We start from the raw sequence: 15,922 nt of genomic DNA on the forward strand, positions 1-15,922 counted from the left end.
CCCGCCCGGTCCGCGGGCCGGGCCCGTGCCGGTCCGTTCATGCCGGTCCTCGCCCGCGGGCCGCTCCTCGCCGGTCAGTCCGGCAGCACCAGCACCCCGGCGCCGTAGTACTCCCGGTACGCCGGGTCCGCGCAGACGGCGGCCGCCCGCTCGCAGCCGGCCGCCGCGGCGGCCGTCAGCTGGTCGGCCACCTCGGCCGGGCCCCACTCGGGGTGGACGGCGGCGGTGACGGCGGCCGCGCCGGTGACGTGGGCGGCCGACATCGAGGTCCCGGCCAGGGCCGCGTACTGCCCGCCGGGCCAGTCGGAGACGACCGCGCTCTGGGAGCTGCCGTCCGGGTCGCCGCCGGGGGCCGCGATCGAGATCCGGCCGCGCCCGTAGTTGGAGTAGCCGGCGGGCAGGCCGCGGCGGTCGACGGCGCTCACCGTCAGGACGCCGGGGAGTTCGCCGGGCAGCCGGATGCACTCGGTGCCGAGCAGCCGGTCCTGGCCGGGGCCGGACAGCCGGTCGTTGGGGCTGCGCCGGTCGGGGCGGGAGGAACCGAGGTCCTGGCCGTCGTTGCCGGCCGAGGCGACCACCACGGCGCCCTGCTTCTGGGCGTAGGCCACCGCCCGGCCGACGGCCGCGATCAGCGCCGCCTGGTCGGGGTCCTCGGGGCAGTTGTACTTCCACGGGTCGGCGAAGTAGCTGTCGTTGACGGCCTTCGCGCCGTGGTCGGCGGACCACAGCATGCCGCAGACGATGTTCTCGGCGTAGTACTGGCCGAGCGGCCCGAGCAGCCGAACCGCGGCGATCCGTACGCCGGGGGCGACGCCGGTCACGCCGTGGCCGTCGCGGGCCGCGCCGACGATGCCGGCCACGTGGGTGCCGTGCCCGCTCTCGGTCACCCCGGGGTCGGGCCGCCAGGCGCCGAACCGGGCGTCGGGCCGGCCGTCGGCGCAGGAGGCGGAGGCCTCCGGGTCGACCGCGGCGCGCAGGTCGGGGTGGGTGTCGTCGACGCCCGAGTCGAGCACCGCGACCAGGACGCCGTGCAGCGTCTGCGGCGAGGGCAGCGGCGCCGCGCCGGCGGTCCGGGCAGCCACCGGGGCCAGTCCGGGTGAGCGCAGCAGGGTGGCGAAGCGGGCCGGGGCCTCGGTGGCGCCGATCATGCCGAGGTTCCAGTCGCTCTGTTCGGCCGGATCAGGAACGGTCGCCGTCGAGTCGTCGGTCGAGTCGCCGGCCGGGCCCCGGGCCGCCCCCCGCGCCGGGGCGCTGTCCGAGGCGGGGCGGAAGTCGCTGGTGCCGTCGAGCGGCCGGGGCGGTCCGGGCACGGCCGCCGTCCGGGTGGCGCCGACGGCGGCTATGCCCGGCCGGCCGCGCAGGCGTTCGGCGAACTGGCCGGTGGCGTAGGCGAGCACCGCGCCGATCTGCGGGTAGTCCTGGACCACCTGGCCGCCGGCCGCCGTGGCCTGTTCGGCGGCGAGTTCGGCGCCCTCGGCGTCCTGCCGGTCGGCGAGCACCAGGTAGCTGAGGTAGCCGTGGCCCGATCCCGAGACGTACGGCACGGCGCCGCCGAGCAGGAGGGCGGTCAGCAGCATGGCCAGCAGGATCCGGGCCGGGCCGCGACGGTGCCGGGCGTGGTCCCCGCCGGCCGGGCTCACCTGCTCCATCGTGCGGCCTCCGCTCGTCGGGCCGGCCCGGGCGGCGGTCGGACGGCCGGGCGGGACGTCTGGATCATCACCATATGAGCAGAATGTCCGACTCGCCCTCCTGGACTGCGCCGCCCGGCGCGCCCGCCGCCCGCCCATGACCTGCCGCCCATGACCCGCCGCCCACCGCCCGTCCGGGCGTCGGCTGTCAGTGGCGGCAGGCACCATGGGGGCATGGCGCCCCACGACGACACCGAGGCCCCGCAGGACGGATCGCCGGGCCAGGGCGGATCGCCCGACCCGCTGGCCGGCTTCGCCCCGCCCACCCGGGCCTGGTTCACCGGTGCCTTCGACGCGCCCACCGAGGCCCAGACCCGGGCCTGGGCCGCCATCCAGCGGCAGACCGACGTCCTGGTGGTCGCACCGACCGGCTCCGGCAAGACGCTGGCGGCGTTCCTCTCCGCCCTCGACCGGCTCAGCAGCACCCCGCCCCCGGCCGATCCGAAACGCCGCTGCCGGGTGCTCTACATCTCGCCGCTCAAGGCCCTCGCGGTCGACGTCGAGCGCAACCTGCGCGGCCCGCTGGCCGGACTGCGCCAGGCCGCGGTCCGGCTCGGCCTGCCCGAGCCGGAGGTCGAGGTGGCGATCCGCTCCGGCGACACCCCGGCCGCGGACCGGCGCCGCTTCGCCAGCCACCCGCCGGACATCCTGATCACCACCCCGGAGTCGCTGTTCCTGCTGCTCACCAGTGCCGCCCGGGACGCGCTGCGCGGCATCGACACGGTGATCCTGGACGAGGTGCACGCCGTCGCCGGCACCAAGCGCGGCGCCCACCTGGCCCTCACCCTGGAGCGGCTGGACGAACTGCTGGACCACCCGGCCCGCCGGATCGGCCTGTCGGCCACCGTCCGCCCGGTCGAGGAGGTGGCCCGCTTCCTCAGCCCGCAGCGCGGCGCGGCGGTCGTCCAACCGCCCTCCGCCAAGGTGTTCGACCTCTCCGTGGTGGTCCCGGTCGCCGACCTGGACGAGCTGCCCGCCCCCGCCGAGGACCCGGCCCGCGCCGGCGCCCCGCCCGGCCAGGGCGGCGCCTCGATCTGGCCGCACGTCGAGGAGCGGATCGTCGACCTGGTCCAGGCCCACCGCTCCACCATCGTCTTCGCCAACTCCCGCCGCCTCGCCGAACGCCTGTGCAACCGCCTGAACGAGATCGCCGTCGAGCGCGCCACCGGCGCCGCCCTGCCCGCCGCGCACGCCCCCGCCCAGCTGATGGGCGGCTCCGGCGCGGCCGCCGGCGCACCACCGGTGCTCGCCCGGGCGCACCACGGCTCGGTCTCCAAGGAGCAGCGCGCCCTGGTCGAGGAGGAGCTGAAGGCCGGCCGGCTGCCCGCCGTGGTCGCCACCTCCAGCCTGGAGCTGGGCATCGACATGGGCGCGGTCGAGCTGGTGGTCCAGGTCGAGTCGCCGCCCTCGGTCGCCTCCGGCCTGCAGCGGGTCGGCCGGGCCGGCCACCAGGTCGGCGCCGTCTCCACCGGCGTGTTCTTCCCCAAGTACCGGGGCGACCTGGTCCAGTCCGCCGTGGTCACCGAGCGGATGCGGGACGGCCGGATCGAGGCGCTGCGGATCCCCCGCAACCCGCTCGACGTACTGGCCCAGCAGCTGGTCGCGATCACCGCCCTGGACACCTGGGACGTCGACGAGCTGCTCACCCTGGTCCGCCGGGCAGCCCCCTTCGCCACCCTCCCGCAGTCCGCCTTCGACGCCGTCCTGGACATGCTCGCCGGCCGCTACCCGTCCGACGCCTTCGCCGAGCTACGGCCCCGCCTGGTCTGGGACCGGGTCGCCGGCACGGTCACCGGCCGGCCCGGCGCCCAGCGGCTCGCCGTCACCTCCGGCGGCACCATCCCCGACCGCGGCCTGTTCGGCGTCTTCATCGTCGGCACCGACCCCAAGAAGGGCGGCGGCCGGGTCGGCGAGCTCGACGAGGAGATGGTCTACGAGTCCCGGGTGGGCGACGTGTTCACCCTGGGCACCACCTCCTGGCGGATCGAGGAGATCACCCACGACAAGGTGCTGGTCTCCCCCGCACCGGGGATCCCGGGGCGGCTGCCGTTCTGGAAGGGCGACACCCTCGGCCGCCCGCTGGAGCTCGGCCGCGCCCTCGGCGCCTTCGTCCGCGAACTCGGCGGCCTGGAGCCGGCCGCCGCCACCGCCCGGCTCCGGTCCGCCGGCCTCGACGACTGGGCGGCGGGCAACCTGCTCACCTACCTCACCGAGCAGCGCGCCGCCTGCGGCCACCTGCCGGACGACCGCACCATCGTGGTCGAGCGCTTCCGGGACGAGCTCGGCGACTGGCGGATCGTCATCCACTCCCCCTTCGGCGCCCAGGTGCACGCCCCCTGGGCGCTGGCGATCGGCGCCCGGCTGCGCGAGAAGCACGGCCTCGACCCGCAGGTGATGCACGCCGACGACGGCATCGTGCTCCGCCTGCCCGACGCCGACCTGCTCGACTTCCCCGTCGACCGGCCCGCCACGGACCGCGCGCCCGCCGACGACGCCCCGGTCGGCGCCGACGCCGTTCTCTTCGACCGCACCGAGATCGAGCAGATCGTCACCGACCAGGTCGGCGGCTCGGCCCTGTTCGCCTCCCGCTTCCGCGAGTGCGCCGGCCGCGCCCTGCTGCTCCCGCGCCGCAGCCCCGGCCGCCGCACCCCGCTGTGGCAGCAGCGCCAGCGCGCCTCCCAGCTGCTGGAGGTGGCCGGCGAGTACGGCTCCTTCCCGATCGTGCTGGAGGCCGTCCGCGAGTGCCTCCAGGACGTCTTCGACGTGCCGGGCCTGGTCGAGCTGATGGGCGATCTGGAGTCCCGCGCGGTACGCCTGGTCGAGGTCACCACGCCGGAGCCGTCACCCTTCGCCCGCTCCCTGCTGTTCGGCTACGTCGCCCAGTTCCTGTACGAGGGCGACTCCCCGCTGGCCGAGCGCCGCGCCGCCGCCCTGTCGCTGGACTCCCGGCTGCTGTCCGAACTGCTCGGCCAGGCCGAGCTGCGGGAGCTGCTGGACCCGGCCGTCCTGGCCGAGCTGGAGGCCGAGCTCCAGCGGCTCACCCCCGAGCGCCGGATCAAGGACGCGGAGGGCGTCGCCGACGCGCTGCGGCTGCTCGGCCCGCTGAGCGAGGCCGAGCTGACCGCCCGGGGCGCCGAGCCGCTGTGGGCGCTGGAGCTGGAGGCCGCCCGCCGATTGATCCAGGTCCGGGTCGGCGGCGAGCAGCGCTGGGCCGCGATCGAGGACGCCGGACGGCTGCGGGACGCCCTCGGCACCCCGCTGCCGGTCGGCGTCCCCGAGGCGTTCACCGAGCCGGTCAAGGACCCGCTCGGCGACCTGCTGGCCCGCTACGCGCGCACCCACGGCCCGTTCACCGCCGCCGAATCGGCCGCCCGGTTCGGGCTCGGCACCGCCGTGGTGACCGGCACCCTGCACCGGCTGACCGCCGCCGGCCGGCTGGTCCAGGGCGAGTTCCGGCCGGTCGAGGGGCACACCGCCACCGTCGAGTGGTGCGACGCCGAGGTGCTGCGCCGGCTGCGCCGCCGGTCGCTGGCCGCGCTGCGGCAGGAGGTCGAGCCGGTCCCGCCGCGGGCGCTGGCGGCGTTCCTGCCGCAGTGGCAGCACCTGGCGGGCCACCGCCTGCGCGGCCCCGACGGCCTGCTGCGGGTGGTCGAACAGCTCCAGGGCACGGCGCTGCCCGCCTCCGCGGTGGAGAAGCTGATCCTGCCGGCCCGGCTGGCCGACTACACCCCCGGCCTGCTCGACGAGCTGATGGCGGCCGGCGAGATCGGCTGGTCCGGCGCCGGCGCCCTGCCGGGCAAGGACGGCTGGATCGGCCTGCACCTGCCCGAGGACGCGCACCTGATCCGCCCCGAGCCCGTCCAGCCGGCGCTGACGCCCGTCCACACCACCCTGCTGGAGGCGCTGGCCGGCGGCTACGGCCTGTTCTTCCGCCAGCTGGCCGAACGCACCCCGGACACCCCGGAGAGCGAGCTCACCGAAGCCCTGTGGGACCTGGTCTGGGCCGGCTACGTCACCAACGACACCCTCGCCCCGCTGCGCGCCCTGCTCGGCTCCGGCCGCACCGCCGGGTCGACGGCCCACCGGGCGCCCAGGGCCACCCCGCGCGGCCGCTACGGCGGCGCCGGACGGGCCCTGAACCGGCCGGGCACGCTGCGCCCGGGCCCGCCGACCGCCGTCGGCCGCTGGTCGCTGCTGCCCGCGTACGACGCCGAGCCGACCGCCCGGGCCGCCGCACAGGCCCAGAACCTGCTGGACCGCCACGGCCTGCTCACCCGGGGCGCGGTGGCCGCCGAGCGGGTGCCGGGCGGCTTCGCCGGGGTGTACCGGGTGCTGTCGGCGTTCGAGGAGCGCGGCCGGGCCCGCCGGGGGTACTTCGTGGAGGGCCTGGGCGGCGCCCAGTTCGCGATGGACGGCGCAGCCGACCGGCTGCGGTCGGTCAACGGGCGGCTGGAGCGGGCCGGCTCCGAGGGGTGGACGGCGGCCGCCTCGGCGGAGCCGCCGCAGATCCTGGTGCTGGCGGCGGCGGACCCGGCCAACGCGTACGGCGCCGCGCTGCCCTGGCCCGAGCCGCCGACGGCTCCCGGCCCGGCGAAGACGGTGGCCGCGCACCGGCCGGGCCGCAAGGCGGGCGCCCTGGTGGTGCTGGTCGACGGGGAGCTGTCGCTGTACGTGGAGCGCGGCGGAAAGTCGCTGCTGGCCTGGGGCGAGGCGGGGCTCGCGACCGCCGCGCTGGCGGAGGCCGTCCGCCGGGGTGCGCTGGGCAGCGTCACGGTCGAGCGGGCCAACGGCGAGAGCGCCCTGACCTCACCGCTGGGCCGGCTCCTGGAGGAGGCGGGCTTCCACCCGACCCCGCGCGGCTACCGCCTCCGCGGCTGAACCACCCGGGCGGCGACTCACCGCCGGAGGCGGGGAGGGCTCCACCACCCCGGCGGAGCCTCGCGGACGCACCCCAGCCCCGCTCCGGGGCGCCACGCGGCCCGAGCAGGCCCCGAGCCCGGCCCGAGGATGCCCGAGCACGACCCGAGCGCGGTACGAGCCCCGCGCTAGCCCGGCCCGAGGGCCGTTCGAGGGAGCGGGCCCGGCAGGACCCGGTCAGGGCCGGGAAGCGTCCTCGGCCGTCAGAAGGGCTGGATCGGCCGGACCGATATCGGCCGGAGCAGCGTCGGCCGGAGCAACTCCGGCCGGGGCATCGCCGGGCGGGCGGCGCCGCGGCCCGGTGAGCAGTCGGTTGCTGTGCACGGGGACCAGGCCTAGGCCCCAGCCGCCGGCGAGCATGCCGAGCGCGGCACCACCGAGCCCGGCCGCACCACCGGTGAGCAGCACCCACAGCCCCGCGACGGTCGCCAGCAGCAGAGCGGCACCAAGGCCGTCGGGCCGCCCGGCCACCGACCGGAGCAACGCCTTCACACCGGCCTCGCACATCGGCCGGGCACGGCACGACCACCCACGCCACGACCACGCGCGGTACGAGAACCCACGGTCCGACCAGGTACGCCGCACTCCGGTCTCCTTCGCTCGGCCCCGCGCAGGGCGCGGGGAGGGCGAGACCGGGTCAGGCCGCGACCACGTCCATGGCGGCAGCCTTGGACGACATGGTTCCGGCCCGGTCGACCCCGGGAGCCGGCAGCGACACCGGTTCGAGGACCGGCCTCAGCAGATCACCCTCCGAGAGGGTGGCCATCGCCGCAAGTTCGGCGAGCGACAGCTCGTCGCTGACCTCGCGCATGACTTCGGACATCCGGACGTCGAGCGCGTCGCAGATGGCGGAGAGCAGCTCGGACGAGGCCTCCTTCTGCCCCCGCTCCACCTCGGAGAGGTAGCCGAGCGAAACCCTGGCAGCTGCCGACACCTCGCGGAGTGTGCGGCCCTGGCGCTGGCGCTGCCGACGCAGCACATCGCCCAGCAGGCGACGGAGCAGGATCATCGGTGCCTCCCTCCTCGGACTGCGAATCGAGATGTCACGCCCCCACCGTACCGCCTTGTCCGCATCGCGTGCGGGGACCATGGTCGTGTTCACTCTGGGCTGCAAGGCTGCCCCCTCCCCTGTCTGTTCCCCGCAAGGACCCCGGTAGGACCCCGCCGGTTCCCCTCGCGGGGCGTCCGGCCGGGGCCGCGCAGCGCGTCCCCTGACTGGTATCTGCCCAGCCGGACCATCCGATCTAACACGATCCCCCCGGCGAGGCGGCCAGTTCAGCGATTTCAGCAAACCTCAGCGGGACGGCTCCGCGGACGCTAGGTGTTCCAGCAGCAGTTCCAGTGCCGCCGTCACCGCGGTCCGCCGGACGACCGTGCGGTCACCTGACAACCTCACAGAGGCCGTCAATGTTCCCGAGGGCCCGGAGACGGCCAGGTGCACGGTGCCGACCGGCTGTCCGTCCTGCGGGTCGGGGCCCGCCACGCCCGTGGTGGCGAGGGCGTAGTCGGCCCGCAGGAGCCGGCGTACGCCGTCGGCCATCTGGCGGGCCACCACCGGGTGCACGGCGCCGTGGACGGCCAGCAGGCCCTCGTCCACGCCGAGCACGGACGCCTTCAGGTCGGTGGCGTAGGCGGTCACGGAGCCGCGGAAGGTCTGCGAGGCGCCCGCCACCGCGACCAGCTCCGCGGCCAGCAGCCCGCCGGTGAGCGACTCGGCGACCGCCAGGGTCGCGCCGCGCTCCCGCAGGGCGGCGTGCGCCTCGGCCGCCCGCTCGTTCACCGGCCGGCCCGTTCCGCGGCCCGGCCCTCGCGGCGCAGCCGCAGCGCCTGCCCGACGTAGTCCAGCCCGGTGCCGACGGTCAGGAGCACCGCGACGGCCATCAGCACGGCCCGTGCGGTGGCCAGCCAGCCGGTCAGCGGCAGCACGTACATGCCGACCGCGATGCCCTGGGTGAGGGTCTTCAGCTTGCCGCCCCGGCTGGCCGGGATGACGGCGTAGCGGATCACCCAGAAGCGCATCAGGGTGATGCCGAGCTCGCGGGCCAGGATCACGGCGGTGACCCACCAGGGCAGGTCGCCGAGGACGGACAGGCCGATCAGCGCCGCGCCCATGATCGCCTTGTCGGCGATCGGATCGGCGATCTTGCCGAAGTCGGTGATCAGTCCCTTGCGCCTGGCCAGTTCGCCGTCGAACAGGTCGGTGATCATCGCGATGGCGAAGGCGGCCCAGGCGACCGCGCGCCACTTGGGGTTGTGGCCGCCGTCGGCGAACAGCAGCGCGACGAAGACCGGCACCAGCAGCAGCCGGGCCATCGTCAGCACGTTGGCGATGTTCCAGATGCCCGGGGGCGGGGGCGGCGCGGCCGCCGACCGGTCGGGGCCGGTCGCGGTCGGGGCCCCGGGCCCGCTTCTTGTCATACCCCGGCTCCCTGGGACCCGGCCCCGTCGGCCGCCTCCGTCCGGCCGGCGCCGGCCTGCTCCGCGTCCAGCACCTCGGCGACCAGGTCGACGCCCTCGGTGCCGGTGACCCTGGCCCGGTAGAACCGGCCGACGACCGCGTCCTCGGCCCCGAGCAGGGTGGTCAGGCCGTCCGTCTCGGGGGCCTGGTGCGCGGCCCGGCCCTCGACCACGCCGTCCTCCACCGACTCGACCAGCACCTCGACCTCGTCACCGATCCGCTGCTCGGCGCGCTGCGCGGTGAGCTCCTCGGCCAGCCGGGACAGCTTGGCGAGCCGGTCGGCGACCACGTCCTCGGGCAGCTTGCCGTCGAAGCCCGCCGCCTCGGTGCCGTCCTCGTCCGAGTAGCCGAAGACGCCGATCGCGTCGAGGCCGGCGTGGGTGATGAACCGTTCCAGCTCGGCGAAGTCCTCCTCGCTCTCGCCGGGGAAGCCCACGATGAAGTTGGACCGGACGCCGGCCTGCGGCGCCCTGTCCCGGATGGTCTTCAGCAGCCCGAGGAACTGGTCGGTGGAGCCGAAGCGGCGCATCCGGCGCAGCACCGCCGGGGCGGAGTGCTGGAAGGACAGGTCGAAGTAGGGCACCACGCCGGGCGTCCCGGTCATCACGTCGATCAGCCCGGGCCGCATCTCGGCCGGCTGCAGGTAGCTGACCCGGACCCGCTCGACGCCCTCGACCGCCGCGATCTCGCTCAGCAGCGTCTCCAGCAGCCGGATGTCGCCCAGGTCCTTGCCGTACGAGGTGTTGTTCTCGCTGACCAGGACGACCTCGCGGACGCCCTGTCCGGCCAGCCAGACGGCCTCGTTCAGGACGTCGGACGGGCGGCGCGAGATGAAGGAGCCGCGGAAGGCCGGGATGGCGCAGAACGAGCAGCGCCGGTCGCAGCCGGAGGCCAGCTTGACCGAGGCGACCGGGTTGTCGTCCAGGCGCTTGCGCAGGGTGCGCGGGCCGGACGCGGGGGCGACGCCATCGGGGAGGTCCTCGGGGGCGCCGTGGCCGGGCAGCGCGACCTCGGCGGCGGCCTCCTGGCGCTTCACCGGGCTTAGCGGCAGCAGCTTGCGGCGGTCGCGCGGCAGGTGCGGGGCGTGGTGGCCGCCGGACAGGATGGTCTGCAGGCGGTCCGAGATGTCGGTGTAGTCGTCGAAGCCGAGGACGCCGTCGGCCTCCGGCAGGGCGTCGGCGAGCTCCTTGCCGTAGCGCTCGGCCATGCAGCCGACCGCGACCACGGCCTGGGTGCGGCCGTGGCCCTTGAGGTCGTTGGCCTCCAGCAGGGCGTCGACGGAGTCCTTCTTGGCGGCTTCGACGAACCCGCAGGTGTTGACCACGGCGACGTCGGCGTCGGCGGCGTCGTCGACCAGCCGCCACCCGTCGGCCTCCAGTCGCCCGGCGAGTTCCTCGGAGTCGACCTCGTTGCGGGCGCATCCGAGCGTGACCAGGGCGACAGTGCGGGGTTCAGGCATGACGCCAAGATTAACGCGCGGGCCCCGGTGCCGTTCGCCCCGGAGCCCGTATGCCTAGATCGTCCGGCCTCGCGGCCGGTTCCCGGTCAGCCCGCCTGCGGGTCACCGGGGGTGTAGGTGAGATGCACCACCTGCCCGTCCGTCCCGGCCGGACCGAGGTCCTTGCCGTTGACGTACACGTGGACGGCGCCCGCGTTGCCGATCACCAGGGTGATCTTCGCGGGGTCGGTGAAGGTCTGGTCCTGGCCGGCGTCGAGGTTGTTGGAGAAGAGCGACTTGCCCTTGCCGTCCTTGGCGGTGACCCAGCTCTTGTCCTTCTCGGCGACCAGCTTCACGGTGACCTTGTCGACCGGGGCGGCGGCGATCGCGGCCGGCGCGCTGGTGGCCGGGGCGGGCGGCTGGGCGGAGGCGGTGACCGGGGCGGCGGCGCTGCTGGGCAGCGGCTCGCTGGCGGAGCCGGCGCCGGCCTCGCCGGAGCCGTCCGTGAACAGGTTGAAGCCGATCAGCGCGACCACGGCGGCGATGGCCACCATCATGGCGGCGGTCCAGTTCGGCCGCCGGTGGTCGGTCACCTTGATCGGGCCGGTGTCCAGCAGCTGGGTGGCGCGCGCGGGGCCGGGCGCGCCGCCGTGGGCGGCGTCGTAGCGGACCACGAGCGCGTCGCCGTCGACGCCGACGGCCCGGGCGATGGCGCGGATGTGGCCCCGGGCGTAGACGTCGCCGCCGCAGCGGCTGAAGTCCTCCTCCTCGATGCCGTGCACGATCGGGACCCGGACCCGGGTGGCGGCGCTGACCTGGTCGACCGTCAGGCCCGCGGCGAGCCGGGCCGAGGCCAGCAGCGCGCCGATGCCCGGCTGCCCGCCGGAGCCTTCGCCCACGGACGGGTCCGCCGGGTACTCGCCGCTGCCGCTCTGGCCGGGCACGGCGCTGGGCGCGGAGGGTCCGCGGCTGTCGCGACGAGGGGACTTGCCGATGGTCACTGGGCGCGCCTTTCGAGCGTTGGCCACCTGCTGAGAAGACAGTCTAGGGGCGGGGGAGGAACGTTTCTCAAGCGGACGGGCCCGAACGGGCATCCGGGCCCTTCGGCCGCTGACATCCGGTCAGACGCCGCGGCGGCCCGGGCGTCCGTGCCTCGATGGACGCCCGGTCCCTGCGGCCGGTTCCCCGCCTCCCGGCCACCGGCCGGGAGGTTCCTCCGAACGAGTGAGCCGGGTGCGTCGCCCACCCCGGAGGTCACCCCCGGAGCGTGATCAGCACCCCGTCCAGCTCGTCCGGTTTGACCAGGACGTCGCGGGCCTTGGAGCCCTCGCTCGGGCCCACGATCCCACGCGACTCCATCAGGTCCATCAGCCGCCCCGCCTTGGCGAAGCCGACCCGCAGTTTGCGCTGGAGCATCGAGGTCGAACCGAACTGGGTGGAGACCACCAGCTCGGCGGCCTGGATCAGCAGGTCCAGGTCGTCGCCGATCTCCTCGTCGATCTCCTTCTTCGGGCCGCCGCCGACCGTGACGTCGTCCCGGTAGACCGCCGTCATCTGGTCCTTGCAGTGCTGGACGATCTTGGCGATCTCGGCCTCGGTGACGAACGCCCCCTGCATCCGGACCGGCTTGCTGGCCCCCATCGGCAGGAACAGCGCGTCGCCCTTGCCGATCAGCTTCTCGGCGCCGGGCTGGTCCAGGATGACCCGGGAGTCGGCCATCGCCGAGGTGGCGAAGGCCAGCCGGGACGGCACGTTGGCCTTGATCAGGCCGGTCACCACGTCCACCGAGGGCCGCTGGGTGGCCAGCACCAGGTGGATGCCGGCCGCCCGGGCCAGCTGGGTGATCCGCACCACCGAGTCCTCGACGTCCCGCGGCGCGACCATCATCAGGTCGGCCAGCTCGTCGACGATCACCAGCAGGTACGGGTACGGCGTCAGCTCGCGCTCGCTGCCGAGCGGCGGCTTGACGGTGCCGGCCTTCACCGCCGCGTTGAAGTCGTCCACGTGCCGGAAGCCGAACGCCGCCAGGTCGTCGTAGCGCAGGTCCATCTCGCGCACCACCCACTGCAGGGCCTCGGCGGCCTTCTTGGGGTTGGTGATGATCGGCGTGATCAGGTGCGGGATGCCCTCGTACGCCGTCAGCTCGACCCGCTTGGGGTCGACCAGCACCATCCGGACCTCGTCCGGGGTGGCCCGGGCCAGCACCGAGGTGATCAGGCAGTTGATGCAGGAGGACTTGCCGGCGCCGGTCGCGCCGGCCACCAGGATGTGCGGCATCTTGGCGAGGTTGGCCATCACGGTGTGGCCCTCGACGTCCTTGCCCATGCCGACCACCATCGGATGGTCGTCGTCGGCGGCCGCGCGCGAGCGCAGCAGGTCGCCGAGGTTGACCATCTCCCGGTCCCGGTTGGGGATCTCCACACCGACCGCGGACTTGCCGGGGATCGGGCTGATGATCCGCACGTCCGGACTGGCCACCGCGTAGGCGATGTTCTTGGCCAGCGCGGTGATCCGCTCGACCTTGACCGCGGGGCCGAGCTCGACCTCGTAGCGGGTCACCGTCGGGCCGCGGGTGAAGCCGGTGACCCTGGCGTCCACCTTGAACTCGGCGAAGACGCCGGTGAGCTGGGCGACCACCTCGTCGTTGAGCTTGGAGCGGGACTTGGCGGGGGCGCCGAAGTCCAGCAGGTCCAGCGGCGGGAGCGCGTAGGTGATGTCGCCGGCGAGCCGGAGCTGTTCCATCCGGGCCGGGGCCGGGCCGTGCTCCTCGGGTGCGCCGGCGCTGCGGGCCGGCGGCACGGCCGGCTCCTCGGGCGGCGCCGTGTTGTCCCGGACCTGGTGGATCATGCTCGCCACGGCCGGGCTGCCGGGCACGCCCCAGGTGAGCGCGCCGTCCAGGTCGGCCGCAACGCCCGCGGCCAGGTCCCTGGTCCGGTACGGGTCCTTCTCGAACGAGACCGGCTCCTCGGCCGGTTCGTCCTTGCGGCGCCGGCGGGTCCGGCGGCGGGACAGCTCGTCGCCGTCGGTGTCCTCGATGGTGAAGGGCAGGGCGTCGGGGTCGGCGTCCTCGGGCGGTTCGGTGGACAGGTCCCGGGCGCCGGACAGCGCCTCGCCCTCCGGGCCGTCGGCGAGGGCGGGTTCGACCACGCCGAGCCGCACCCCGGCCTGCCGGATCCGCTCGGGGATCCGGTTGACCGGGGTGGCGGTGAGCACCAGCAGCCCGAAGAAGGCGAGCAGCAGCAGCAGCGGCACCGCGAGCGGCGGCCCGGCCGCCGCCATCATCGGGGTGGACGCGGCCCAGCCGAGGATGCCGCCGGCCAGCCGTATCCGGGTCGCGCCGCTGCCCATGCCGGGGGCGCCGCACCCGATGTGGACCAGGCCGAGGACGCCGACCACCAGGGTGGACAGGCCGATCAGGATCCGCCCGTTGGCCTCGGGGAGTTCGGGGTGGCGCATCAGCCGTACCGCGACCGCGCCGAGCAGGAACGGGATCAGCACGTCGAGCCGGCCGAACAGGCCGGAGACCACGTTGGTGGCGACCTCGCCGAGCCAGCCCTGCGGGCTGAACCACGTCCCGGCCGCGGTCACCAGCGAGAGCGCCAGCAGCAGCAGCGCCAGGCCGTCCTTGCGGTGCGCCGGGTGCAGGTTCTTGGCGCCGTCGCCGAAGCCGCGGAAGACCGCGCCGACGGCGTGCGCGAGGCCGAGCCAGACGGCCCGGACGGCCCGGAAGAGTATCGGGCGCGGCGGGGGCGGCGGCGGGGCCGCGGGGGGCTTGGCGGCGCTCTTGCGCGCCGCGGCCTTCTTCGCCGCCGGCGCCGCCTTCTTGGCGGCGGGAGCGGCCTTCTTGGCGGGTGTCCGGCCGGCCGGTGCCTTCTTGGCCGGCCCGGGCTTCGGGTTGCGTGCCGCGCTGCCGGGCGTACGTGTGGCCATGGGTCAGCAGCCTACCGGCGGCCGGGGCGGCTGGACACGCCCGACCGCTCCGGCCCGGAGCGTGTCGCCGAACACCTGATCGCCTGACGGGCGGTCACCGGACCGGCCGTCATCGCGCCACCCGGCGGGCGCACCGGGGCGCAGGGGGGTGGTGCGCCGCTCAGTTCGCGCCGGGGCGCAGGGCGTCGAGCGCCGCCCGCAGGCCGGCCAGTTTGCGCTCCAGGTGCGCCGAGGTCGCGGCGGCACCCGGATCCGCGGAGTCGTCGAGCTGCTTGGTCAGCGCCTCGGCCTGCTCCTCGACCGCGGCCAGCCGGGCCGACAGCTCACCCAGCAGCCCGCCGCCGAGACTGGCCGCCTCGCCCGCCTCCAACTGCAGCCGCAGCAGCGCGGCCTGCTCCTTGAGCTGGCAGTTCTTCATGTAGAGGTCGACGAAGACCGACACCTTGGCGCGCAGCACCCACGGGTCGAACGGCTTGGAGATGTAGTCCACCGCACCGGCCGCGTACCCCCGGAAGGTGTGGTGCGGGCCGTGGTTGATCGCCGTCAGGAAGATGATCGGGATGTCCCGGGTGCGCTCGCGGCGCTTGATGTGGGCGGCGGTCTCGAAGCCGTCCATGCCCGGCATCTGGACGTCCAGCAGGATGACCGCGAAGTCGTCCGTGAGCAGCGCCTTCAGCGCCTCCTCACCGGAGGACGCGCGCACCAGCGTCTGGTCCAGCGCCGAGAGGATCGCCTCCAGCGCCAGCAGGTTCTCCGGCCGGTCGTCGACCAGGAGGATCTTCGCCTTCTGCACCAGGACCCGCCCTCCTGCCTGTTGTCTTCCCACGGACGGCACCCGCGTGCCGCTCACCACTGCCCCGGTCATGCTAGCCGTACCCCCTCGCCCGCCACATCGCTTGGCACGATCCGGCCGGTGGCCGCCCCGGGGAAGCGCCGTGCCGCAGGCAGGCCGCTCTGAGCGCCGTGTCACCATCCGGTCACCGTTCGCAACGATGGGTGACCCTACAGCGTTCCCGGCCGGGCCCGCCAGTGCCGGCCGGCCGGGACGCCCGGCGGTCAGCCGACCGCCAGGAACTGGCGCATCACCGCCAGCAGCGTGTCGGCCTCCACCGGCTTGGTCACATGGGCGTTCGCCCCCGCGGCCAGGCTCTTCTCCTTGTCGCCCTTCATCGCCTTGGCGGTCAGCGCGATGATCGGCAGACCGGCGAACTGCGGCATCCGCCGGATCGCCTCGGTGGTCGCGTAACCGTCCATCTCCGGCATCATGATGTCCATCAGCACCAGCGCGACGTCCTCGTGCTGCTCCAGCACCTCGATGCCCTCGCGGCCGTTCTCCGCGTACAGCACGGTCAGCCCGTACTGCTCCAGCACGCTGGTGAGCGCGAACACGTTGCGGATGTCGTCGTCCACGATCAGCACCCGCTCGCCGTCGAAGCGGCCGTGGAACTGCGCCTGGCCGCCGCTGCGGGACGCCGACTCGGGCTGCTGCTG

At 75.0% G+C, this 15,922-nt stretch carries 11 protein-coding genes; 1 reads left to right on the plus strand and 10 read right to left on the minus strand.

Features of this window, described 5'->3' with window-relative positions; translation table 11 throughout:
- Positions 1 to 74: 74 nt before the first annotated feature.
- The gene (locus AA75_RS07645) at positions 75 to 1,649 is read right to left on the minus strand and encodes a S8 family serine peptidase (RefSeq protein WP_033819036.1); all 1,575 of its coding nucleotides are present in this window, start codon (positions 1,647 to 1,649) and stop codon (positions 75 to 77) included.
- 213 nt (positions 1,650 to 1,862) lie between these two features.
- Between AA75_RS07645 and AA75_RS07650 the strand changes: the two genes are divergently transcribed.
- A complete protein-coding gene (locus AA75_RS07650; RefSeq protein WP_051811980.1) occupies positions 1,863 to 6,566 on the plus strand; it encodes an ATP-dependent helicase in 4,704 nt (1,567 codons plus the stop codon).
- Between the two features lie 216 nt (positions 6,567 to 6,782).
- On the opposite strand, the gene AA75_RS07655 is transcribed toward AA75_RS07650, so the two are convergent.
- From AA75_RS07655 to AA75_RS07695, 9 genes are all read right to left on the minus strand, one after another.
- Positions 6,783 to 7,097, minus strand: a complete 315-nt coding sequence (locus tag AA75_RS07655; RefSeq protein WP_149038002.1) for a hypothetical protein — start codon at positions 7,095 to 7,097, stop codon at positions 6,783 to 6,785.
- A gap of 145 nt (positions 7,098 to 7,242) precedes the next feature.
- A complete protein-coding gene (locus AA75_RS07660) occupies positions 7,243 to 7,614 on the minus strand; it encodes a helix-turn-helix domain-containing protein (RefSeq protein ID WP_033819038.1) in 372 nt (123 codons plus the stop codon).
- Positions 7,615 to 7,899: 285 nt separating this feature from the next.
- A complete protein-coding gene (locus AA75_RS07665) occupies positions 7,900 to 8,385 on the minus strand; it encodes a CinA family protein (protein ID WP_033819039.1) in 486 nt (161 codons plus the stop codon).
- Positions 8,382 to 9,023 (minus strand): CDP-diacylglycerol--glycerol-3-phosphate 3-phosphatidyltransferase, encoded by a 642-nt coding sequence (pgsA, locus tag AA75_RS07670; RefSeq protein ID WP_063794300.1) that lies wholly within the window; start codon positions 9,021 to 9,023, stop codon positions 8,382 to 8,384. The genes AA75_RS07665 and pgsA overlap by 4 nt, the downstream gene beginning before the upstream one ends.
- Positions 9,020 to 10,522, minus strand: a complete 1,503-nt coding sequence (gene rimO / locus AA75_RS07675; RefSeq protein WP_033819040.1) for a 30S ribosomal protein S12 methylthiotransferase RimO — start codon at positions 10,520 to 10,522, stop codon at positions 9,020 to 9,022. The genes pgsA and rimO overlap by 4 nt, the downstream gene beginning before the upstream one ends.
- Before the next feature lie 86 nt (positions 10,523 to 10,608).
- A complete protein-coding gene (locus AA75_RS07680; RefSeq protein ID WP_033819054.1) occupies positions 10,609 to 11,400 on the minus strand; it encodes a helix-turn-helix domain-containing protein in 792 nt (263 codons plus the stop codon).
- 355 nt (positions 11,401 to 11,755) lie between these two features.
- Positions 11,756 to 14,431, minus strand: a complete 2,676-nt coding sequence (locus AA75_RS07685; RefSeq protein WP_033819041.1) for a DNA translocase FtsK — start codon at positions 14,429 to 14,431, stop codon at positions 11,756 to 11,758.
- 160 nt (positions 14,432 to 14,591) lie between these two features.
- Positions 14,592 to 15,227, minus strand: a complete 636-nt coding sequence (locus AA75_RS07690) for a response regulator (RefSeq protein ID WP_033819055.1) — start codon at positions 15,225 to 15,227, stop codon at positions 14,592 to 14,594.
- A gap of 260 nt (positions 15,228 to 15,487) precedes the next feature.
- The coding region (locus AA75_RS07695) for a response regulator (protein WP_149038003.1) at positions 15,488 to 15,922 on the minus strand (435 nt) is incomplete at its 5' end.

The organism is Kitasatospora sp. MBT63 (assembly GCF_000710465.2).
Classification (GTDB): Bacteria; Actinomycetota; Actinomycetes; order Streptomycetales; family Streptomycetaceae; genus Kitasatospora.